21 protein-coding genes and 1 other RNA gene are annotated in these 20809 nt (G+C 63.1%); 11 read left to right on the forward strand and 11 right to left on the reverse strand.

The window, feature by feature from the left end; all coding sequences use genetic code 11:
• Positions 1-334: 334 nt before the first annotated feature.
• Positions 335-979: a DedA family protein gene (locus tag E8E78_RS23865; RefSeq protein ID WP_080642828.1), complete on the reverse strand. Its 645-nt coding sequence runs from the start codon at positions 977-979 to the stop codon at positions 335-337.
• Between the two features lie 213 nt (positions 980-1192).
• Here E8E78_RS23865 and ppk1 point away from each other — a divergent pair, with 213 nt between their 5' ends.
• Positions 1193-3448, forward strand: a complete 2256-nt coding sequence (gene ppk1, locus E8E78_RS23870) for a polyphosphate kinase 1 (protein ID WP_049275804.1) — start codon at positions 1193-1195, stop codon at positions 3446-3448.
• Here ppk1 and ppx read toward each other — a convergent pair.
• Positions 3435-4937: an exopolyphosphatase gene (gene ppx, locus E8E78_RS23875; protein WP_016502176.1), complete on the reverse strand. Its 1503-nt coding sequence runs from the start codon at positions 4935-4937 to the stop codon at positions 3435-3437. The genes ppk1 and ppx overlap by 14 nt on opposite strands.
• 256 nt (positions 4938-5193) lie before the next feature.
• Between ppx and trxA the strand changes: the two genes are divergently transcribed.
• The 7 genes from trxA (at position 5194) to E8E78_RS23910 (ending at position 11307) form a co-directional block, all read left to right on the forward strand.
• Positions 5194-5520 carry a thioredoxin TrxA gene (trxA, locus tag E8E78_RS23880; protein WP_012274768.1) on the forward strand — a complete coding sequence of 109 codons (327 nt, stop codon included), beginning with the start codon at positions 5194-5196 and terminating at the stop codon, positions 5518-5520.
• Positions 5521-5748: 228 nt separating this feature from the next.
• Positions 5749-7008: a transcription termination factor Rho gene (gene rho, locus E8E78_RS23885; RefSeq protein WP_003253661.1), complete on the forward strand. Its 1260-nt coding sequence runs from the start codon at positions 5749-5751 to the stop codon at positions 7006-7008.
• Positions 7009-7221: 213 nt separating this feature from the next.
• Positions 7222-7542 (forward strand): type II toxin-antitoxin system RelE/ParE family toxin, encoded by a 321-nt coding sequence (locus E8E78_RS23890; protein ID WP_019470978.1) that lies wholly within the window; start codon positions 7222-7224, stop codon positions 7540-7542.
• On the forward strand, positions 7539-7853 hold the full coding sequence (locus E8E78_RS23895; RefSeq protein WP_016489756.1) for an addiction module antidote protein: 315 nt from the start codon (positions 7539-7541) through the stop codon (positions 7851-7853). The genes E8E78_RS23890 and E8E78_RS23895 overlap by 4 nt, the downstream gene beginning before the upstream one ends.
• Before the next feature lie 123 nt (positions 7854-7976).
• A complete protein-coding gene (gene ubiD, locus E8E78_RS23900; protein ID WP_016502174.1) occupies positions 7977-9443 on the forward strand; it encodes a 4-hydroxy-3-polyprenylbenzoate decarboxylase in 1467 nt (488 codons plus the stop codon).
• Entirely contained in the window at positions 9443-10411 is a 969-nt protein-coding gene (locus E8E78_RS23905) for a CDP-6-deoxy-delta-3,4-glucoseen reductase (protein WP_016502173.1), read from the forward strand. Before ubiD ends, E8E78_RS23905 begins: the two co-directional genes overlap by 1 nt.
• A gap of 245 nt (positions 10412-10656) precedes the next feature.
• Positions 10657-11307, forward strand: a complete 651-nt coding sequence (locus E8E78_RS23910) for a gamma-glutamylcyclotransferase (RefSeq protein ID WP_041167937.1) — start codon at positions 10657-10659, stop codon at positions 11305-11307.
• Between the two features lie 32 nt (positions 11308-11339).
• Here the strand turns inward: E8E78_RS23910 and E8E78_RS23915 are convergent, their stop codons facing one another.
• Entirely contained in the window at positions 11340-12317 is a 978-nt protein-coding gene (locus E8E78_RS23915; protein WP_049275807.1) for an NADPH:quinone oxidoreductase family protein, read from the reverse strand.
• 157 nt (positions 12318-12474) lie between these two features.
• On the opposite strand from E8E78_RS23915, the gene E8E78_RS23920 reads away from it, so the two are divergent.
• A complete protein-coding gene (locus E8E78_RS23920) occupies positions 12475-12879 on the forward strand; it encodes a flagellar basal body-associated protein FliL (RefSeq protein WP_016489751.1) in 405 nt (134 codons plus the stop codon).
• Positions 12880-12993: 114 nt separating this feature from the next.
• Here E8E78_RS23920 and E8E78_RS23925 read toward each other — a convergent pair whose 3' ends face one another.
• From E8E78_RS23925 to E8E78_RS23940, 4 genes are all read right to left on the reverse strand, one after another.
• On the reverse strand, positions 12994-14106 hold the full coding sequence (locus E8E78_RS23925) for an ABC transporter permease (protein WP_061204029.1): 1113 nt from the start codon (positions 14104-14106) through the stop codon (positions 12994-12996).
• A gap of 1 nt (position 14107) precedes the next feature.
• Positions 14108-16828: a ribosome-associated ATPase/putative transporter RbbA gene (rbbA, locus tag E8E78_RS23930; protein ID WP_061204028.1), complete on the reverse strand. Its 2721-nt coding sequence runs from the start codon at positions 16826-16828 to the stop codon at positions 14108-14110.
• Positions 16825-17784 (reverse strand): HlyD family efflux transporter periplasmic adaptor subunit, encoded by a 960-nt coding sequence (locus tag E8E78_RS23935; RefSeq protein ID WP_059394518.1) that lies wholly within the window; start codon positions 17782-17784, stop codon positions 16825-16827. The genes rbbA and E8E78_RS23935 overlap by 4 nt, the downstream gene beginning before the upstream one ends.
• 95 nt (positions 17785-17879) lie before the next feature.
• Positions 17880-18329: an EVE domain-containing protein gene (locus tag E8E78_RS23940; RefSeq protein ID WP_151326490.1), complete on the reverse strand. Its 450-nt coding sequence runs from the start codon at positions 18327-18329 to the stop codon at positions 17880-17882.
• A gap of 179 nt (positions 18330-18508) precedes the next feature.
• Between E8E78_RS23940 and E8E78_RS23945 the strand changes: the two genes are divergently transcribed.
• Positions 18509-18661: a hypothetical protein gene (locus E8E78_RS23945; RefSeq protein ID WP_016489747.1), complete on the forward strand. Its 153-nt coding sequence runs from the start codon at positions 18509-18511 to the stop codon at positions 18659-18661.
• An 18-nt stretch (positions 18662-18679) separates the two neighbouring features.
• On the opposite strand, the gene E8E78_RS23950 is transcribed toward E8E78_RS23945, so the two are convergent.
• The 4 genes from E8E78_RS23950 to E8E78_RS23965 all read right to left on the reverse strand — a co-directional run bounded on the left by E8E78_RS23950 (position 18680) and on the right by E8E78_RS23965 (position 20072).
• A complete protein-coding gene (locus E8E78_RS23950; RefSeq protein WP_016502165.1) occupies positions 18680-19288 on the reverse strand; it encodes a 5-formyltetrahydrofolate cyclo-ligase in 609 nt (202 codons plus the stop codon).
• 87 nt (positions 19289-19375) lie between these two features.
• Positions 19376-19555: non-coding RNA, 6S RNA (gene ssrS, locus E8E78_RS23955), on the reverse strand.
• Positions 19556-19572: 17 nt separating this feature from the next.
• The gene (locus E8E78_RS23960; RefSeq protein ID WP_049278290.1) at positions 19573-19893 is read right to left on the reverse strand and encodes a cell division protein ZapA; all 321 of its coding nucleotides are present in this window, start codon (positions 19891-19893) and stop codon (positions 19573-19575) included.
• A complete protein-coding gene (locus tag E8E78_RS23965) occupies positions 19890-20072 on the reverse strand; it encodes a TIGR02449 family protein (RefSeq protein WP_029886233.1) in 183 nt (60 codons plus the stop codon). Before E8E78_RS23965 ends, E8E78_RS23960 begins: the two co-directional genes overlap by 4 nt.
• A 181-nt stretch (positions 20073-20253) precedes the next feature.
• Between E8E78_RS23965 and E8E78_RS23970 the strand changes: the two genes are divergently transcribed.
• On the forward strand, positions 20254-20808 hold the full coding sequence (locus tag E8E78_RS23970) for a YecA family protein (RefSeq protein ID WP_016502163.1): 555 nt from the start codon (positions 20254-20256) through the stop codon (positions 20806-20808).
• Position 20809: the final 1 nt, after the last annotated feature.

A 20809-nucleotide genomic window follows, 5' to 3' on the forward strand; every position in this document is an offset into this window, starting at 1 on the left:
CATGCCCACCGGTTGGCGCCCGGCCGATGTGGCCGCACGTTACCCACAGGCCAAGCAGGACCTGGCGCAGTTTCGCAAGTTCGAGGTTGCCCTGGGCCGCCCGCAGCAAGCTTACGTGGCGGCGCAGTTCGTGGTGTATGTGGCCTTTGGCAGCTACCTGATGGACGTAGCCGAACGCGTGCCGGCCGCCGCGCTGGTGCTCGGCTGGTCGTTAATGGCGTTTGGTCTGTTCGTGCTGGGCGGGTTGCTGGAGAACCGGCCCTGGGCTGCGCGCCTGGAACTGGCGCGGCAGGTGGTGAATGCGCCGGCGCTGTACCTGGCCGGCGCACTGGGCCTAGCGGTGGTCGCGCCGCTGGCCTGGTTCCTGCTCGTGGTCTATAGCCTTCTCAGCCTGTGGGGCCTGGGCCTGGTCCGCCGCCTTGCGCTCCGCGCGCAAGGCGCGGAAACGCCGGCGCAGCCACAACAAAACGCCCAGCCCCACCAGGCCACCAAGTACCCATAGCTCGTAACGCTTCACGTTGCCCAGCAGGCCTTCGAGGATGGCGCCAAAGTGGTACGCAGCCGCGCCCAGGGCTATTGCCCAGATGGCCGCGCCAAGGCCATTGAGCAGCAGGTAGCGGCGCGGCGGGTAGCCCGACAGGCCAATGGCCACCGGCATGACCGTACGCAGGCCATAGACGAAGCGGAAGCTCAGCACCCAGATGTCGGGATGGCGGCGGATGTGGTCCAGCGCCCGGTCACCCATTGCTTGCCAGCGTGGTTTGCGCGCCAGGATCCTGCGCCCGTGACGGCGGCCCATGAAGTACCACAGCTGGTCGCCGGCATAGCTGCCGAGGAACGCCACCAGACACACCAGCTTGATGTCCATGTACCCACGGAATGCAAGGAAACCCGCAAGCACCAGGATGGTCTCGCCTTCGAAGAAGGTGCCTAGAAAAAGGGCAAAGTAGCCGAAATCCTGCAGGAATTGTTGAAGCATTTTCTGAGGTGCTGGCGAAATGAACGCGCAGCCTACCCCTTCGCGCGCATTCGTGAAAGTGTCCAAATGTGTCTCGACGTGAACAATTCCTACACAGACAATGCCAGAGGCCACGCGCCATGGCTTGCCCTGGTGTGTAACACAGGCGTCATAATGGGCGCTTATCTTGCCGCTCAATTGATGATAGGGCGTTAACGTCCTCAGGAACGCCAGATGAATAATGAAGTGCTCACCCCTGTCGCGATCAAGGATGCCCAGGAGCTCCCGGAAGAGTTGGTGCAGACCCCGCCAGACCTGCCGCCGGCGCCCGAACCGGAGCCTGTAGAGGAACAGGTCGCCGAGCCTGTGGCCGCAGCGCCGGCGCCCGCGCCGGCCCCGGCAATCACCGTCCCCGGCCTGGACGACAGCAGCCTGTACATTCATCGCGAACTCTCGCAGCTGCAGTTCAACATCCGCGTGCTGGAACAGGCCCTGGACGAGAACTACCCACTGCTCGAACGCCTCAAGTTCCTGTTGATCTTCTCCAGCAACCTCGACGAGTTCTTCGAGATCCGCGTCGCCGGCCTGAAGAAGCAGATCAACTTCGCCCGTGAACAGGCCGGTGCCGACGGCCTGCAGCCGCACCAGGCGCTGGCGCGTATCAGCGAGCTGGTGCATATCGAGGTAGAGCGCCAGTACGCGATCCTCAACGACGTGCTGCTGCCGGAGCTGGAAAAGCACCAGATCCGCTTCATTCGCCGCCGTTACTGGACGCCCAAGCTCAAGACATGGGTGCGCCGCTATTTCCGCGACGAAATTGCCCCGATCATCACCCCGATCGGCCTCGACCCGACCCACCCGTTCCCGCTGCTGGTGAACAAGAGCCTCAACTTCATCGTCGAGCTGGAGGGGGTCGATGCCTTCGGTCGCGACTCGGGCCTGGCGATCATCCCGGCCCCGCGCCTGCTGCCCCGGGTTATCCGCGTGCCTGAAGAGGTGGGCGGCCCGGGTGCCAACTACGTGTTCCTGTCGTCGATGATCCACGCGCACGCCGACGACCTGTTCCAGGGCATGAAGGTGAAGGGCTGCTACCAGTTCCGCCTGACCCGTAACGCCGACCTGGCGCTGGACTCCGAAGAAGTCGACGACCTGGCCCGCGCCCTGCGCGGCGAGCTGTTCTCGCGCCGTTACGGCGACGCCGTGCGCCTGGAGGTGGCCGACACCTGCCCGAAACACCTGTCGGACTACCTGCTCAAGCAGTTCAGCCTCAGCGAAAGCGAGCTGTACCAGGTCAATGGCCCGGTCAACCTCACCCGCCTGTTCAGCATTACCGGCCTGGACAGCCACCCTGAGCTTCAGTACACGCCGTTCACCCCGGCGATCCCCAAGCTGCTGGTGAACGCCGACAACATTTTCAGCGTGATCAGCAAGCAGGACATACTGCTGATGCACCCCTTCGAGTCCTTTACCCCGGTGGTCGACCTGCTGCGCCAGGCCGCCAAGGACCCGCACGTGCTCGCCGTGCGCCAGACCCTGTACCGGTCCGGGGCCAACTCGGAAATTGTCGACGCCCTGGTAGACGCTGCGCGTAACGGCAAGGAGGTCACTGCGGTGATCGAACTGCGCGCGCGCTTCGACGAAGAGTCCAACCTGCAGATGGCCAGCCGCCTGCAAGCGGCCGGTGCGGTGGTGATCTACGGCGTGGTCGGTTTCAAGACCCACGCCAAGATGATGCTGATCCTGCGTCGCGAGCAGGGCGAGATCGTGCGTTATGCGCACCTGGGCACCGGCAACTACCACGCCGGCAATGCCCGCCTGTACACCGACTACAGCTTGCTGACCTCAGACGACGCCCTCACCGAGGACGTCGGCAAGCTGTTCAGCCAGCTCATCGGCATGGGCAAGACGCTGCGCATGAAAAAGCTGCTGCACGCGCCGTTCACCCTGAAGAAGGGCATGCTCGACATGATTGCGCGCGAAACCCAGTTTGCCCTCGAAGGCAAGCCGGCGCACATCATTGCCAAGTTCAACTCGCTGACCGACGCCAAGGTCATCAAGGCGCTGTACAAGGCTAGTCAGTCGGGTGTGAAGATCGACCTGGTGGTGCGTGGCATGTGCTGCCTGCGCCCAGGCATTCCGGGGGTTTCACACAATATCCAGGTGCGCTCGATCATCGGCCGCTTCCTTGAGCACACGCGGGTGTTCTACTTCCTCAATGGCGGCGAAGAGCAGATCTACCTGTCCAGTGCCGACTGGATGGAGCGCAACCTCGACAAGCGCGTCGAGACCTGCTTCCCGGTGGAAGGCAAGAAGCTGTTGCTGCGGGTGAAGAAGGAGCTGGAAGGCTACCTGACCGACAACACCCACGCCTGGACCTTGCAGCCAGACGGGCGCTACGTGCGCATCACCCCGACCGGCAACCAGAACCCGCGCAGTGCCCAGGCGACCCTGCTGGAGCGCCTGAGCAACCCGGTCCTCAACGTACGCTGAGGACGAAGCCGACCCGGGCCAGCCACTCCGCCTCGTTGGCGAAGTCGGCCTGGGTCAGCTGGTTCTGTTCCAGCCAGCCTTCAGGGAAGGCCACATCCAGGCTTGCATCGCCAGCCTTGAGCACCACCTTCGGCATCTGCTGGTTGCCACGGATGTGGTGAAACAGAATGGCGAAACGCAGCAGCACGCACAGGCGCAGCAGCTTGATGCCTTCGTCACCCAGCTCGGCGAACTTGTCCTTGGGGATGTTGCGGCGGTGGCCGCGTACCAGCAAGGCCATCATCTGCTGGTCCTCGCGGGAGAAGCCCGAAAGGTCGGAGTGCTCGATCAGGTAGGCGCCGTGCTTGTGGTAGTGATAGTGGGCGATATCGAGGCCTACTTCGTGCACTTTCGCGGCCCAGCCCAGCAGATCGCGCCAATTTCCGTCTTTCAGCCCCCAGGCATCGGCCACTTGGTCGAAGGCATGCAGTGCCTTGCGTTCCACGCGCGCAGCCTGGCCCTGGTCCACGTGGTAACGTTCCATCAACGAGTTGAGGGTGCGTTCGCGCACGTCTTCATGGTGGTGGCGGCCGAGCAGGTCGAACAGCACACCTTCGCGCAGGGCGCCGTCACAGTGGTCCATGCGCTGCAGTTCCAGCGCGTCGAAAATCGCTTCGAGAATGGCCATGCCCGCCGGGAAGATCGTGCGGCGGTCCGGCTTGATGCCGTCGAAGTCGATCTTGTCGACTTCCCCCAGCTTGAACAGCTTGCGCTTGACCCAGGCCAGGCCCTCTGCGTTGACCTCGCCATTGCCCAAGCCGCCGGCCTTGATGGCGGCGCCGATGGCGCGGATGGTGCCGGACGAGCCAATGGCCTCGTCCCAAGTCAGGCGATGCAGGGCATGCTCGATGCTCATCAGCTCCAGGCGCGCGGCGGTGTAGGCCTGGGCGTAGCGGGCCGGGGTGATCTTGCCGTCGCGGAAGTAGCGCTGGGTGAAGCTGACGCAGCCCATCTGCAGGCTTTCGCGCAGCAGCGGCTCGAAGCGCTGGCCGATGATGAACTCGGTACTGCCGCCGCCGATGTCCGCCACCAGGCGTTTGCCGGGGGTATCGGCCAGGGTGTGCGAAACGCCCAGATAGATCAGTCGCGCCTCTTCACGGCCGGAGATGACCTCCACCGGGTGGCCGAGGATGGCTTCGGCACGCTGGATGAACTCGTTACGGTTGCGCGCTTCGCGCAAGGCGTTGGTACCGACGATACGCACGGAGCCTGCCGGCATGCCGTTGATCAGCTGGGAAAAGCGCTTGAGGCAATCCAGGCCTCGTTCCATTGCCTCTTCACTGAGCTTGCGCTCTTCGTCGATGCCGGCGGCAAGCTGAACCTTCTCGCCGAGCCGCTCGAGAATGCGGATTTCGGTATGGTGGGCCTTGGCCACGACCATGTGAAAACTGTTGGAGCCAAGGTCGATGGCGGCGATCAGGGACAGGTTCTTCGCGATGGTATGCGGCATGATCTGGTTGTTCTCGGTCGTTAACCCGGCAATCGTGCCACGATAGCAGGCTGACGCCAACGCGTGACACGCAGCCGATGTGCTGGCCTTGATGCAAGGCAATGTGCCATTCGATTCTATGACGGCTGTATGACAGTTTCGATTCGCGGCGTCTTGCGCAACTATAGTTACAGTCAATCGTCCGTGGCTTCCTGTCGGCGGCGGGGGCAGCTATGATGGGCAACGTTTTTTATTGCTTACGACCTTGGAGATTTCCATGAGCGACAAAATCAAACACGTCACCGACGCCAGCTTCGAAGCCGACGTACTGCAGGCTCAAGGCCCGGTGCTGGTCGACTACTGGGCTGAATGGTGCGGCCCATGCAAGATGATCGCTCCGGTTCTGGACGATATCGCTGCTACCTACGAGGGCAAGCTGACCGTCGCCAAGCTGAATATCGACGAGAACCAGGAAACCCCGGCCAAGCACGGCGTGCGTGGTATCCCGACGCTGATGCTGTTCAAGAACGGTAACGTCGAAGCCACCAAGGTTGGCGCGCTTTCCAAGTCGCAGCTGGCCGCGTTCCTCGACGCCCACCTGTGATGTGAAAAAAGCCCCGCAAATGCGGGGTTTTTCTTTTCCAGAGCACTAGACGCAGAAAAAAGCAAGTGTTACATTCGGCCTCGCACTGCTTTTCCAGTGCCCTCTACACGCCGTCGCCGAAGCATCCCTAATTCGAATCAGTACGCGATCCTGTCGCCATCTAGCGGCGCGGCCTCATTAAGCCAGAAGCTTAATTCTCCCTTCTTACATGATTACGTCACTCCCCTTATGAACCTGACTGAACTCAAGCAAAAGCCGATTACCGATCTTTTGGAAATGGCCGAACAGATGGGCATCGAGAACATGGCCCGTTCGCGCAAACAGGACGTGATCTTCGCCCTGCTGAAGAAGCACGCGAAGAGCGGCGAAGAGATTTCGGGTGACGGCGTGCTGGAGATTCTCCAGGATGGTTTCGGTTTCCTGCGCTCGGCTGATGCGTCCTACCTGGCCGGCCCGGACGATATCTACGTCTCGCCCAGCCAGATCCGCCGTTTCAACCTGCGTACCGGCGACACCATCGTCGGCAAGATCCGCCCGCCAAAGGAAGGGGAGCGTTACTTCGCTCTGCTGAAGGTTGATACCATCAACTTCGACCGTCCGGAAAACGCGAAGAACAAGATCCTGTTCGAAAACCTGACGCCGCTGTTCCCAAACAAGCGCCTGAAGATGGAAGCTGGTAACGGCTCCACCGAGGACTTGACCGGTCGCGTCATCGACCTGTGCGCCCCGATCGGCAAAGGCCAGCGTGGCCTGATCGTCGCCCCGCCAAAAGCGGGCAAGACCATCATGCTTCAGAACATCGCGGCCAACATCACCCGTAACAATCCCGAGTGCCACTTGATCGTGCTGCTGATCGACGAGCGCCCGGAAGAAGTGACCGAAATGCAGCGCACCGTGCGCGGCGAAGTGGTTGCTTCCACCTTCGACGAGCCGCCAACCCGCCACGTGCAGGTTGCCGAAATGGTGATCGAGAAGGCCAAGCGCCTGGTCGAGCACAAGAAGGACGTGGTCATCCTGCTGGACTCCATCACCCGTCTGGCGCGTGCCTACAACACCGTGATCCCAAGCTCCGGCAAGGTGCTGACCGGTGGTGTCGACGCCCACGCCCTGGAGAAGCCGAAGCGCTTCTTCGGCGCCGCGCGTAACATCGAGGAAGGCGGTTCGCTGACCATCATCGCCACCGCGCTGGTCGAAACCGGCTCGAAGATGGACGAAGTGATCTACGAAGAGTTCAAGGGCACCGGCAACATGGAGCTGCCGCTGGACCGCCGCATCGCCGAGAAGCGCGTGTTCCCGGCCATCAACATCAACCGTTCCGGTACCCGCCGCGAAGAGCTGCTGACTGCCGACGACGAACTGCAGCGCATGTGGATTTTGCGCAAGCTGCTGCACCCGATGGACGAAATCGCCGCCATCGAGTTCCTGGTCGACAAGCTCAAGCAGACCAAGACCAACGACGAGTTCTTCTTGTCGATGAAGCGCAAGTAAGCTTCGCAGGCATCACGCAAAAGCCGGGGAAACCCGGCTTTTTGCTGTTTGTCACAAAAGACCGTTCGCCAGCACGCCGAACGAAGGCCAACATGCTGCTTGTGGCGTGGGGGCCTGCCTGATCCAGGCATTTGCCTCCTGCCTCCCGAAGACCAGCGAAGCCGGGCTGGTTGATGAATCGTCACACGGATGTCTCTTATAAGGTACACTTGGATGTACGCAGTTCATCACGTTCTATCCGCTAATGATGTGGATGTTTACCAGGCATGGCTGAACACCATTCGTGACACAAGGGTGAAGGCGCGAATCACTACAAGGGTCGACCGGGCGGCGCAGGGCTATTTTGGCGTGACCCAACCAGTGGGTGATGGCGTGTTCGAGATGAAACTGGACTTCGGGCCAGGCTATCGCGTCTATTACGCCATCTCCGGGCGGAAGATCATTTTCCTGCTCGGAGGTGGCACGAAAGACCGGCAGCAGGCCGATATTGATCAAGCCAGATCTCTGTGGCAGAGGCATAAGGTAGCGCTATGACCGGCACACGCTCGCATGAAGAAAGTGTTCTCGAAATGCTCCGCAAGGATGAGTCTTTCGCCATCGATTATCTTGCGGTTGCGCTTGAAGAAATCGATGAGCCTGGTGGCGCCGCAGGTTTTCTGACGGCGGTTCGGCGCGTAGCGGAAGCGCGTGGCGGGATGGGTAATCTGTCCCAGGCCACGGGGCTTGCGCGTCCAAACCTCTATCGAGCCTTGGCTGCTGATGGGGACCCGAGATTGTCGACTGTGTTGAAGGTGCTGCAGGCCCTTGGAATCGGGTTGTCAAAGGTTGTATCGCATAATCGGTGAGGCGCAAGGTAAGCGTCCCGACCAAGGCGTGAAGCGGTCACCAATGCATTTTTGCCCCCAAACCATGCCCGAACGGCGCTACACTCTGCACCCCGACCGATACGGCCAACACGAGGCTTTTGCATGCAGTATCGCGACTTGCGCGACTTCATCCGTGGCCTGGAACAGCGCGGCGAGCTCAAGCGCATCCAGGTTCCGATCTCCCCAGTCCTGGAAATGACCGAGGTCTGCGACCGCACCCTGCGTGCGAAGGGCCCGGCATTGCTGTTCGAAAAGCCCACCGGCTTCGACATTCCGGTGCTGGGCAACCTGTTCGGCACCCCCGAACGCGTGGCCATGGGCATGGGCGCCGAGTCGGTCGAAGAACTGCGCGAAATCGGCAAGCTGCTGGCCTTCCTCAAGGAGCCCGAGCCACCCAAGGGCCTGAAGGACGCCTGGTCCAAGCTGCCGATCTTCAAGAAGGTCGTGTCGATGGCGCCGAAGGTAGTCAAGGACGCGGTGTGCCAGGAAGTGGTGGTCGAGGGTGATGATGTCGACCTCGGCGCACTGCCGATCCAGCACTGCTGGCCAGGCGACGTGGCGCCGCTGATCACCTGGGGCCTTACCGTCACCCGCGGCCCGAACAAGGACCGCCAGAACCTGGGCATCTACCGCCAGCAGGTCATTGGCCGTAACAAGGTCATCATGCGCTGGCTGAGCCACCGTGGGGGCGCCCTCGACTATCGTGAGTGGTGCGAGAAAAACCCCGGCCAGCCGTTCCCGGTTGCCGTGGCCCTGGGTGCTGACCCGGCGACCATCCTCGGTGCCGTGACCCCGGTGCCGGACACCCTCTCCGAATATGCCTTCGCCGGCCTGCTGCGCGGCAATCGCACCGAGCTGGTCAAGTGCCGTGGCAGCAACCTGCAGGTACCGGCCACCGCCGAAATCATCCTGGAAGGCGTTATCCACCCGGGCGAAATGGCCCCGGAAGGCCCGTATGGCGACCATACCGGCTACTACAACGAAGTGGACAGCTTCCCGGTGTTCACCGTCGAGCGCATCACCCACCGGCAGAAGCCGATCTACCACAGCACCTACACGGGCCGGCCGCCAGATGAGCCGGCGATTCTCGGCGTGGCATTGAACGAAGTGTTCGTGCCGATCCTGCAGAAGCAGTTCCCGGAAATCACCGACTTCTACCTGCCGCCGGAAGGCTGCTCGTACCGCATGGCGGTGGTCACCATGAAAAAGCAGTACCCGGGCCACGCCAAGCGCGTGATGCTGGGGGTGTGGTCGTTTCTGCGACAGTTCATGTACACCAAGTTCGTTATTGTCACCGATGACGATATCAACGCCCGTGACTGGAACGATGTGATCTGGGCCATCACCACGCGCATGGACCCCAAGCGTGATACGGTGATGATCGACAACACGCCGATCGACTACCTGGACTTCGCGTCGCCGGTATCGGGGCTGGGGTCGAAGATGGGCCTGGACGCCACGCACAAGTGGCCGGGCGAGACTACACGCGAATGGGGGCGGGTCATCGTCAAGGACGAAGCCGTCACCCGCCGTATCGATGAGCTGTGGGATCAGTTGGGAATAGATTGATGCAGGTAACGTTGCAGCCGTCCGGGGCGGTGCTGGCGCTCGAACCCGGGGAACGGATCCTGGATGGAGCGCGGCGGTTGGGCTATGACTGCCCGAATAGCTGCCGCAATGGCAATTGCCATGTCTGCGCCGCGTTGTTGGTCGAAGGGCGGGTACGCCAGGACGGCGAAGTCCGTGACCATGGCGAGCTGTTTACCTGCATTGCCGAACCGCTGGAGGACTGTGTTTTGCTCTGGGATGGTGTGCTCGCCCTGGGCGAGCTGCCGGTACGCAAGCTGGCGTGCAGCGTCAGTGAATGCGTCGACGTTGGTGGCGACGTCTGGCGGGTGCGCCTGCGTGCGCCAGCCGGCAAGCCACTGCGATACCACGCCGGGCAGTACCTGATGATCGAGCGCGAGGGCGGCAAGCCTGCCGCGTTTTCGCTGGCCTCCGCACCCCACGCAGGGCGAGAGCTGGAGCTGCACGTGCTGGCGCGTGAGCCCAGTGCATTGCAACTGATCGAGCAGCTCAAGCGTGATGGCTTGGCACGCATCGAAATGCCGTTTGGCGACACCCACCTGGCCGAGCTGCCCGACGGGCCACTGGTGCTGATTGCCGCCGGCACCGGCATGGGCCAGATGCACAGCCTGCTCGAGCATTGCCGCGCCAACGGCTTCAAACACCCGGTACACCTGTACTGGGGCGTGCGTCGGCCCGAAGACTTCTACCAGATCGAGCACTGGGACGAATGGCAGCGCCTGCCCAACCTGTTTCTGCACCAGGTCGTCAGCGACCTGTGCGGCTGGGAAGGCCGCTGCGGCATGCTGCATGAGGCGGTCTGCGAGGACATCGCCGACCTCAATACCGTGCATGTGTATGCCAGCGGTTCACCGAACATGATCTATGCCACCCTCGACGCCTTGGTCGAAGCCGGCATGGATGCACACCGCATGCGTGCGGATGTGTTTGCCTACGCGCCACGCGGTTAATAACCGAAGTTTGAAAGAGTGGGTATAAGGCGGTAATTGTTACCGCCTTGGCTAATAACTTTCACAGTTGCCGAAACAGTAATTCCCAGTCGTCGGAACCGCGCATGAAACTCTGCCGCGAGGGCTTGAGTATTCCTGCAATTCTGGCCTATGGTTACTGCAAGCGCACTTGCTACAGAGGCTTGGGGCGTATCTCAATCGAATCTCGCTACATCCGTAGTTCATAGGGATAATGGCGGCAGCTTATGTCGGCACTTGAAAGTATGTCTTGGGAAGTTTCATACCCTCCGGCACTCGACTTCGGTCAGCAACATACTCACGACCAGTTGTTCAACTCCATGAAGACGACCATGTCTCGGCATCAGGGCGGGCCCGTGTGGCTGTTCGCTTATGGTTCCTTGATCTGGCGCCCGGAGTGCAGTTCGGTGGAACGCCAGCGGGCGCGGGTGCATGGTTATCACCGGGGCTTGTACCTGTGGTCGCACGAGCACCGTGGCACCCCGGAAACCCCAGGGCTAGTGTTCGGCCTGGACCGTGGTGGCTCCTGCAGCGGCTTTGCCTATCGGCTGGATGAAAGCAGCCTGGATGACTCGTTGATGGCCCTGTGGCAACGGGAGATGCCGTACCCGGCCTACCGGCCGCACTGGCTTAGCTGCCGGCTGGGCGATGGCAGCAAAGTACAGGCCTTGGGCTTTGTGCTGGAGCGGCATTTGCCGTGCTATGCGGGCAACCTGCCGGATACCTTGCTCAGCCAGATCCTGGCCAGTGCCAAGGGGCGTTATGGCACTACGCGCGACTATGTCGAGCAGACCTTGAATGCCTTGCGCAGCCACCAGATGCCAGATCGTAACCTGGAGGCGCGGTTCAGGCGTTGCCATAACCTGCGTGAAGTTTGAGGTTTTGGGGCCGCTGTGCGGCCCCAAAATAATCAATGCATCAACACCACCAACTTACCCACAGCCTGCCGCTGCCCCAGTTTCTCGATGGCAGCCCCGGCCTCGGCCAGTGGATAAGTCTGCGACACCAGCGGCTTCAACTTGCCTTCGGCATGCCAGGCAAACAGCTGCTTGAAGTTGGCCGCGTTATCCTCGGGCTGGCGCTGTGCAAACGCCCCCCAGAACACCCCCAGTACCGCCGCGCCCTTGAGCAGCACCAGGTTGGCCGCCAGCTGTGGAATGCTGCCGCTGGCAAACCCCACTACCAGCAGTCGGCCATTCCAGGCCAGCCCGCGCACTGCCTGCTCGAACAGCTCGCCCCCCACCGGGTCGTAAATGACGTCCACGCCCTGGCCACCGGTCAGCCGCTTGATTTCTTCGCGCAGGCTGGCCTGAGTGTAGTCGATCAGCTCATCTGCCCCGGCCGCCTTGGCCACGGCCAGTTTCTCGGCACTGCTGGCTGCCGCGATCACCCGCGCGCCCATGGCTTTGCCGATTTCCACCGCCGCCAGACCGACCCCGCCGGATGCGCCCAGTACCAGCAGCGTCTCGCCTGCTTGCAGTTGGCCGCGCTGGCGCAGGGCGTGCATCGAGGTGCCATAGGTCATGCCGAAGGCGGCAGCGGTGGAGAAGTCCATGCTGGTCGGGATCGGCAGTACGTTGTAGAAAGGCACCGCCACCTGCTCGGCGAAAGCACCCCAGCCGGTGAGCGCCATGACCCGGTCGCCGACCTTCAGCGCGCCGGCTTTTTCCCCGACCGCGGCCACCACGCCTGCGGCTTCGCCGCCGGGTGAGAACGGCAGCGGTGGCTGGAACTGGTATTTGCCTTCGATGATCAGGGTGTCGGGGAAATTGACACCGGCGGCCTGCACATCCAGCAGGATCTCGTTTTTCCTGGGCTGCGGGCTGGCCACGTCTTCCAGTACCAGATCGCGCGCCGGACCCAGGGTTTTGCACAACACAGCTTTCATCGGGGCTATTCCTTTGCGGGTAGTGGCCGATAAGTGTAGGAGGGCCGCTTGCCGGGTCAACGAGCATGGCCCGCCCTGATGGGCCGGCATAAGCCCGGGCTTGGGTTTGAGCGGCGTGCTGGGTAAGCTGGCGCCAACTGTATTGAGGAGCGAATTCGTGAAAGCGTGGATCTTGATGGTACTGGCGCTGCTGCTGCCGGCTGCGGCCATGGCCGAGGAAGCCAAGGAAGGGGCGCCCAAGGTCGCCTACATCAGCCTGAGCCCGCCCTTTGTCGGCAACTATGCCCTCGACGGCGGCCCGCGGCTGCGCGTGTACAAGGCCGACGTGGCCCTGCGCGTGACCGGTGACGAAGCGGCCAAGGCGGTAAAGCATCACGAACCTCTGATCCGCAACCAGCTGGTAGCACTGTTCACCCAGCAGACCGTGGACAACATGAGCAACGTCGAGGCCAAGGAACACCTTCGCCAGGAGGCGTTGAAGCAGGTGCAGCAGGTGCTGGAAGCGGAAGAAGGCAAGCCGATCGTCGAAGACCTGCTGTTCAACAACCTGATCGTGCAGTGATCAATGTGGGAGCGGGCGAGCCCGCGAAGCAGGCGGCGCGGTGAATGGCACCGGCTTCGCCGGTGTTCGCGGGCTTGCCCGCTCCCACAGTTGCCGACCATAGATCCTGAGGTGTCATGAGGCCAGGCTGCGGCGAAACCGCGCCAGGGCGACGCTGAAAAACACCAGGCCGATCAGCGCCAGCGCCAGGATATCCGGCCAAACCACTGCCCAGCCGGCATCCCGGAACAGGATCGCAGTGCCCAGGCTGACAAAGTGCGTCGACGGTGACCCCTGCATCACCCATTGCAGCCATTGGGGCATGCTGTCCAGGGGTGTGCTGCCGCCAGACAGCAACAGCATCGGGATAATCACCGGGATTGCCAGCAGGCCGAACTGCGGCGTCGAGCGTGCCAGGGTAGCGAGGAAGATGCCCAGCGCGGTACTGGCGAACAGGTACAGCGCGGTCACGGCCAGAAACAGCCCCATCGAGCCGGACAGCGGCACACCCAGCGCGCCTTTCACGACCACCACCAGCGAAACCCACGTGCAGATCACCACCACCAGCGCGTTGCTGCCGATTTTCGCCAGCATGATTTCCAGTGCGGTGAGCGGCAGCACCAGCAGGTGGTCGAGCGTGCCATGCTCACGCTCGCGCAGCAGCGCGGTGCCGGTGAGGATGATCGCCAGGATGGTGATGTTGTTGACGATCTGGATCACCGCCAGGAACCAGCCCCCCTCAAGGTTGGGGTTGAACAGCGCCTTGGGGTTGATCAGCACCGGGCTTTGCACGTTGCCGCGCTGGCTGTAGTCGAGCAGCTCGCGCTCGAAGATGCGGCCGATGTAGCCGGCGCCCATGAACGCCTGGCTCATGGCCGTGGCGTCGACGTTGACCTGCAGCTCCGGCGAGCGCCCGGCCATCAGGTCGCTCTGGAAGTTCACCGGTACGTTGATCACGAAGGTGTACTCGCCGCTGTCCATGGCCTGGTCCAGGCGTTCTGCGGGCAGCGACACGGCGGGCTGGAACTCGGGCGGTTGCAGGGCCTGGGTCAATTTGCGCGACAGCAGGCTGTGGTCTTCGTCCACTACCGCGACGCTGGCGTTGTGTACGCCGATCACCGAGCCGGCGGCCGGCATGTAGATCGCCACGCTGAAGGCATACAGCAGGAACAGCAGCAGCACGCTGTCATGGCGCAGGCTGGTCAGTTCTTTCAGGCCCAGGCGCAGGGTGTGGTTCAGGCGCGACATGTCAGGCCTCCTGCTTCTTCAACATGGCCAGGCTCAGGCCCGTGAAGGCAGCGAAGAAGCCCAGCAGGATCAGGCACTGCGGCCACAGCTCACGCAGCCCCAGCGCCTTGGTGAAGGTGCCGACCGCGATATCGAGAAAGTAGCCCGCCGGGAACAGCTGGCCCATCACCGCCGCTGCGCCGTCCAGCGACGAGCGTGGCACGATCAGCCCGGAAAACTGGATGGTTGGCAGGCTGGTGATGATCATGGTGCCCAGGATGGCCGCGATCTGGGTGCGGGTGAAGGCCGAGATCAGCAGGCCCAGGCTGGTGGTGGCCAGCAGGTAGGCCACGCCACCACAGGCCAGGGCCAGCACGCTGCCCTTGAGCGGCACGGCGAACAGCCAGCGGTTCATGGCCACCAGCAGCGCCAGGTTGATCAGGCTCACGGCCAGGTAAGGCATCTGCTTGCCCAGCAGGAACTCCAGGCGGGTGAGGGGGGTGGCGTAGAAGTTGGTGATGGAGCCGAGCTCTTTTTCGCGGACAATGCCCAGCGCGGTGAGCATGGCGGGGATGAAAGCCAGGATCAGCGCCATCACGCCGGGGCCTATGGCATTCACGCTGACCACGTCCTGGTTGTAACGAAAACGTGTTTCCAGGCGCACCAGCTCCTGACGCGGCTGCGGCTCTGGGCTGGCCTTTGCCAGTTGCTCAAGGTTGGCCTGGTGCACGGCTTCCACGTAGTTGCGGCTGGTTTCTGCGCGGAACGGCATGCCGCCGTCGAGCCAGGCCGCCACCACCGGTTGGCGCCCGGCGTACAGGTCGCGGCCAAAGCCGGGCGGAATCTCCAGCGCCAGTTTGATTTCCGAGCGTTGCAAGCGCTGGTGCATCTCGCGGCTGTCACGAATCGGCGCCTGTTCGGCAAAATAGCGTGAGCCACGGAAGGCCTCAAGGTAGGCCCGGCTTTGCGGGCTCTGGTCCTGGTCGTGCACGGCGAAGGCAAGGTTTTCTACATCCAGCGAAATGCCGTAGCCGAAGATCACCATCATGAACAGCGCGCCTGCCAGGGCGAAGGCCAGGCGTACCTTGTCGCGCAGCAGTTCCTTGCCCTCACGGCTGGCCACCGCCAGCAGGCGGCGCAGGCTGAAGCCCTGGCGCAGCGGCGGAGCGGGCGTAGCTGCCTGCTCCAGCACGGCGTTGTCCGCGGCTGGCGGCGCGAGCTCCTGGGCCTGCTCCAGGCAACGCACGAACGCGTCCTCCAAAGTGTCACCTTGGTACTGGCGCTGCAGGGCATCGGGTGTGTCGCAGGCCAGTACCCGCCCGGCATGCATCAACGAGATGCGGTCGCAGCGCTGGGCTTCGTTCATGAAGTGGGTGGAGAGGAAAATGGTCACGCCCTGTTCGCGTGACAATTCCACCAACAGGCGCCAGAAGTCGTCGCGAGCGGCCGGATCGACGCCGGAGGTCGGCTCATCGAGAATCAACACTTCCGGGCGATGCAGTACCGCCACCGCCAATGACAGGCGCTGGCGCAGGCCAAGGGGCAGGGCGCCGGACGGTTGGTCGGCAATAGCGGCGAGGTCGAAGCGCTCGATCAGCTCATCGATGCGTTGGGCGCTCTCGGCTTTGGGCAGGTCGAACAGGCGGGCATGCAAGGCCAGGTTCTGCCGGGTGCTGAGCTCGCCATACAGCGAGAAACTCTGCGACATGAACCCGACCCGCTTGCGCGTGCCCAGGTCACTGGCGTCCACCGGGCGGCCGAGCAGGCTGGCGCTGCCCTCGCTGGCCGGCATCAGCCCGGTGAGCACTTTCATGGTGGTGGTCTTGCCGCAGCCGTTGGAGCCGAGGAAGCCGAAGATCTCGCCACGGCCAATGGCGAAACTGACCTTGTTCACCGCCGTGAAGTCGCCAAAGCGCAGTGTCAGGTCGTGGGCCTCGATGGCGACCGGGCTGTCCGTGGCCGGGCGCGGCGGGATGCGCAAGGGTTGCTGCTGCGCCTTGCCCTCGCCCTGGTAGTGGGTGAAGGCGTCGTCCAGCTTGCCGCTGGGGGTGACTGCAGCCAAGTCGTGGCTGGGGCCGGCGGCCAGCAGGCGGCCGCCATCGAGCATCAGGCAATGCTCGAATTGTTCGGCCTCTTCCATGTAGGCGGTCGCCACCAGCAGGGTCAGCTGCGGGCGCTGTGCGCGAACCTGTTCGACCAGCTCCCAGAAGCGCCGCCGCGACAGCGGGTCGACGCCGGTCGTGGGTTCGTCGAGGATCAGCAGGTCTGGCTCGTGGATCAGCGCGCAGCACAGCCCCAGCTTCTGCTTCATTCCACCCGACAGCTTGCCGGCCGGGCGCTCGGCAAAGCGTTGCAGGTCGGTGGCCTGCAGCAGATTGGCCATGCGCTGTTCGCACTCGCGGCGGCCCAGGCCGAACAGGGTGGCGAAAAAGCGGATGTTCTCGCTGATCGACAGCTCCGGGTACAGGTTATTGCCCAGCCCCTGCGGCATGAACGCCACTTTTGGGTACAGCGCCGCGCGATGACGGCGCTGGCGGATCGAGCCACCCAGCACCTGCAGCTCGCCCTGTTGCAGCCGTTTAACGCCGGCGATCAACCCCAGCAAGGTCGATTTGCCGGCGCCGTCAGGGCCGATCAGCGCGCAGCGGGTGCCCGCAGGCAGGCTGAAGCCGAGGGTGTGCAAGGCCACCAGGTCGCCGTAGCGGTGGCCGATGCCCTCGGCCAGCAGTGCCGGGGCGTTCATTGCAGGTTGGCCGGCCAGTCCACCTCAGCCGTGCGCACATACCCGGCGCCTGGCATACCCGGTTTGGCCTGCGGCACTGCGCCGGGGTCGGTCAGGCGAAGCTTGACGCGGAACACCAGCTTTTGCCGCTCGTCGCGGGTTTCGACCTGCTTGGGGGTGAACTGGGCCTTGGCTGCGACAAAGGCCACCTTGGCCGGCAAGGCGCGCTCGGGCAGGGCGTCGAGCACGATGCGCGCCTGGTCGCCTACGGTCAGCGTGCCGCTGGTGGAAGCCGGCAGGTACAGGTTCATGTACTGGTCGCTGGGGTCGATCAGCATCAGCACGCGGCCGCCGGCACCCAGCACTTCACCGGGCTCGGCCAGGCGCAGCTGGATAATGCCGTTGATGGGCGCACGCAGGCTGCTGTCGTCGATTTCGCTGGTGAGCTGGGCCACCTGGGCTTCGGCTGCGCCGATGGCGGCTTTGATCGCTGCCAGCTGGGCGCGGGCGGCGACCACGGCGGCGTTGGCGGTGTCAAAGCGTGCCTGTTGCTGGTCGAGCAGTTGCTGGCTGGCGTATTTGCGCTGGAAGATTTCCCGCACGCGCTTGAGGTCCTGGCTGGCCAGCAACAGTTCGCTCTGGCGCAGCTGTACGCTGGCCTGGGCCGCGGCGTAGTTTTCCCGCGCGCGCAGCACTTCGGCTTCGGCCTGGGTGCGCTGGGCTTCCATGGTGCGCGTGTCAATGCGCGCCAGTAGCTGGCCGCGGGTGACCTTGTCGCCTTCGTCGACCAGCACTTCGGCCAAGCGGCCGGGGATCTTGCTGGCGATCTGCACTTCGGTGGCTTCGAGGCGGCCGTTGCCCATGCTCAGGCCTTCGGGCAGCTGGTCGTGGAGCGACTTCCAGTACCCCAGCCCTGCGGCTGCAGCGAGCAGGGCGATCAGCGCGGTGGCGAAGATTCTGGGGGCGTATCGGTTCATCGATCTGCATCCTTGCGGTTTTGCACACCACATCATGGCGCGGGGCCATTCGTGGCGTGTTGATATCGGTCAAACCCTTGACCTTAGCCACTGTTTCAACGCAACGCGACAATCACCGCCCATTGTTCGGGTGTCACCGGCATCACCGACAGGCGGCTGCCTTTCTGCACCAGCGGCAGCTCGGCCAGGCCGGACTGCTGCTTCAGCCTGCCCAGTTCCAGCACCCGTGGCAGAGTTTGCACGTGGGCCACATCCACCGCACTCCACGGGTTCTTGTCGGCCGTGGCCTTGGCATCGTAGTAGTGGCTTTGTGGGTCCAGCGCGGTGGGGTCGGGGTACGCCGCGCGTGTGATTCTGGCAATACCGGCGATGCCCGGTTGCGGGCAGCTGGAGTGATAGAAGAAAAATTCGTCACCCACATTCATGGCCCGCAGGAAATTACGCGCCTGATAGTTGCGCACGCCGTCCCAGCGCGCTTCGCCAAGGCGGCCGAGGCCTTCGATGGAGAGTTCGTCGGGCTCGGATTTCATCAGCCAATAGGCCATGGATGCTGCTCCTGAAAAGGTTTGAAATAACCTGTTGCACGAAACCGACAGCCGGTTGGCGTCAAGGTTTGCGTGCGGACGCAGGTTGTCGGAAAATGCGCCCCGTTTAAAGCGCGATGCGCTGGCGATACCCAGAAAATCGCCAAGCACTGAACAGTTTGCCTGGGGGGCAATCTTCAATGAATCAACGCAAAAAGCCGGATCTGCTGTGGATCCTGGTGTTCATTTTTGGCCTGGGTGTGGTCACTACCGGTTATGCGCAGGGTTTGTGGGAGCGCAAGCTGGACAGCGCCTACCAGATGCCGGTCGACGCCAGCCAGCCACAACGTTGATGCCCCCGCTGGCGCCGCTCAACGCGGTGCCAGGTACCAGCCACGGTCCGAGACCGTCCCCTGCAGTGGTACATCCCAGCTGGCCTGCGCCAGCCGCTCGACCTTCTGGCATTCGTGCGCCAGCCCCAGCAGCAATGGTTTTTTCCAGGTTTGCCGACGCGCCTGGTAGGCCAGGCTGCGATCATAAAAGCCGCCGCCCATTCCCAGACGCCCGCCCACTTCGTCAAAACCGACCAGCGGTAGCAGGATCAGGTCCAGCGCCCAGACCGGTCGCTGCCGCTTGCGGTCGGTCACCGGCTCTGGAATACGGAAGCGGTTGGGCTTGAGCTTTTCGCCCTGCTCGAACCGCTGGAATACCATGCGCGTGCGCGGCCAGGCGTGCAGCACCGGCAGGTAGGTACGCTTGCCGCGACGCTGGGCTTCGCGCAGCAGCAGGCAAGGGTCGATTTCGCCGTCGTTGGGCAGGTACAAGGCAATGTGGCGGGCGCGGCGGAACAATGGGTGTTGCGCCAGCTGGCGGTACAGGCCGAGGGTGGCCTTGCGTTGCTGGGCAGGGGTAAGGGCGCGGCGGGCATTGCGAAGCAGGCGACGGAGCTGGGGGCGGGTGAGCGGCGCGGTGTCGGTCATGGCACGGGCGATCCCAGATGTACTGGCCGGCACTGGACGGTCGGCCAAAACGAATTGCCCGCCTGAAGGGGCGGGCAAAAAAAATTCAGGCTCCCCGATCAGACCGCTGTCGGTGTAGCCCTTGAACCCGAAAGTTCAAGGTGGAGATTGCAGGGGGCGTTAAGGCTTTCCGTCGGGCGGACATGCACACCGGCCCCAGCGTGCAACCCCCGTGGTTGTGCGTATCGGCTCAGGGACATAACCGACTGGCGCATCCACCAGGGAGTGGAGCCAGTATACCAATCTCAGCCGATTTTGGTATCCGTGTCGTCGGACAAAGCCTTGTCTACCCGATCCAGAAGATCACGCACCTGTTCGCGGTTCGCGCCGCTGGCCGGGGCTTCGGCGCGGTCTTCCTGGCGATGCAGCATTTCGTGGGTAATGTTCAATGCCGCCATGACCGCGATGCGGTCGGCGCCAATCACCTTGCCGCTGCTGCGGATCTCGCGCATCTTGCCGTCCAGGTAGCGCGCGGCGCTGACCAGATTGTTGCGCTCTTCCGGCGGGCAGATGATCGAGTATTCCTTGTCGAGGATCTGCACGGTGACGCTATTGCTTGAACTCATGAGTCTTGCTCCAGAGCCTTGAGGCGTAAGATCATCGACTCGACCTTGCGCTTGGCGATCTCGTTCTTTTCGATGAGGTGGGCGCGCTCTTCGCGCCAGGATTTTTCCTGAGCTACTAGGAGTGCATTTTGCCGTTTTAGTTGCTCGACGCGTTCGATCAGCAACTCGAATCGGCTCATCAGTGCCTGAAGGTCGTTCTCTTGCGTGGGTTGCACTCGATTCGCTCCGTCGTTGAGTCACCTGGCGATGATGCCTCTCCCTGGGCGGCGACGGCCAGTGCCGATGGTCTTGGCGCGCCTGCCGGTGCTAGGATACAAGGTCTCCATTCTAGTCATTGCGCCGTCTGGCGCCTAGCTGCCCATGCCCAATACCCAATCGCCTTACATCGCCTTCGCCATGCTGCTCTCGAGCAATGGTCATCCTGTCACCCCGGCCGAACTGCACGGCCTGCTGGTCGGCCGCAGTTGCGCCGGCGCCGGCTTCGACGCCGATGCCTGGCTGGCCGATGCCGCCCAGTTGCTGGAAAACGAGCCGGGTGACACCGTGCGCAACGCCCTGATCGGCCTGCAGGAAATGGTCAAGGGCGAGCTGACCAGCGACGACATGGCCATCGTCCTGTTGCTGCCTTCCGACGACGCCGCCCTGAGCGACCGCGCCACCGCGCTGGGCCAGTGGTGCCAAGGCTTCATTACCGGTTTCGGCCTGAATGCCGGCGGCAAGGACTTGTCTGACGAAGCCAAGGATGTGCTGCAGGACCTGGTGGCCATTTCCCAGGTACAGGAAGCCCTCGAAGAGTCCGAAGACGGCGAGAGCGACTACATGGAAGTCATGGAGTACCTGCGCGTGGCACCTCTGCTGCTGTTCTCCGAGCTGGCCAAGCCGGCCGCACCCGCGCCCAAGCCATCGCTGCACTGAT

Source organism: Pseudomonas sp. BN505, from assembly GCF_029873175.1.
GTDB classification, from domain to species: Bacteria; Pseudomonadota; Gammaproteobacteria; order Pseudomonadales; family Pseudomonadaceae; genus Aquipseudomonas; species Aquipseudomonas putida.

Coding starts and splice junctions, on each gene's coding strand:
- E8E78_RS23865 (WP_080642828.1), bottom strand. CDS start 979: ATGCTTCAACAATTCCTGCAGGATTTCGGCTACTTTGCCCTTTTTCTA.
- ppk1 (WP_049275804.1), top strand. CDS start 1,193: ATGAATAATGAAGTGCTCACCCCTGTCGCGATCAAGGATGCCCAGGAG.
- ppx (WP_016502176.1), bottom strand. CDS start 4,937: ATGCCGCATACCATCGCGAAGAACCTGTCCCTGATCGCCGCCATCGAC.
- trxA (WP_012274768.1), top strand. CDS start 5,194: ATGAGCGACAAAATCAAACACGTCACCGACGCCAGCTTCGAAGCCGAC.
- rho (WP_003253661.1), top strand. CDS start 5,749: ATGAACCTGACTGAACTCAAGCAAAAGCCGATTACCGATCTTTTGGAA.
- E8E78_RS23890 (WP_019470978.1), top strand. CDS start 7,222: ATGTACGCAGTTCATCACGTTCTATCCGCTAATGATGTGGATGTTTAC.
- E8E78_RS23895 (WP_016489756.1), top strand. CDS start 7,539: ATGACCGGCACACGCTCGCATGAAGAAAGTGTTCTCGAAATGCTCCGC.
- ubiD (WP_016502174.1), top strand. CDS start 7,977: ATGCAGTATCGCGACTTGCGCGACTTCATCCGTGGCCTGGAACAGCGC.
- E8E78_RS23905 (WP_016502173.1), top strand. CDS start 9,443: ATGCAGGTAACGTTGCAGCCGTCCGGGGCGGTGCTGGCGCTCGAACCC.
- E8E78_RS23910 (WP_041167937.1), top strand. CDS start 10,657: ATGTCGGCACTTGAAAGTATGTCTTGGGAAGTTTCATACCCTCCGGCA.
- E8E78_RS23915 (WP_049275807.1), bottom strand. CDS start 12,317: ATGAAAGCTGTGTTGTGCAAAACCCTGGGTCCGGCGCGCGATCTGGTA.
- E8E78_RS23925 (WP_061204029.1), bottom strand. CDS start 14,106: ATGTCGCGCCTGAACCACACCCTGCGCCTGGGCCTGAAAGAACTGACC.
- rbbA (WP_061204028.1), bottom strand. CDS start 16,828: ATGAACGCCCCGGCACTGCTGGCCGAGGGCATCGGCCACCGCTACGGC.
- E8E78_RS23935 (WP_059394518.1), bottom strand. CDS start 17,784: ATGAACCGATACGCCCCCAGAATCTTCGCCACCGCGCTGATCGCCCTG.
- E8E78_RS23940 (WP_151326490.1), bottom strand. CDS start 18,329: ATGGCCTATTGGCTGATGAAATCCGAGCCCGACGAACTCTCCATCGAA.
- E8E78_RS23945 (WP_016489747.1), top strand. CDS start 18,509: ATGAATCAACGCAAAAAGCCGGATCTGCTGTGGATCCTGGTGTTCATT.
- E8E78_RS23950 (WP_016502165.1), bottom strand. CDS start 19,288: ATGACCGACACCGCGCCGCTCACCCGCCCCCAGCTCCGTCGCCTGCTT.
- E8E78_RS23960 (WP_049278290.1), bottom strand. CDS start 19,893: ATGAGTTCAAGCAATAGCGTCACCGTGCAGATCCTCGACAAGGAATAC.
- E8E78_RS23965 (WP_029886233.1), bottom strand. CDS start 20,072: ATGAGCCGATTCGAGTTGCTGATCGAACGCGTCGAGCAACTAAAACGG.
- E8E78_RS23970 (WP_016502163.1), top strand. CDS start 20,254: ATGCCCAATACCCAATCGCCTTACATCGCCTTCGCCATGCTGCTCTCG.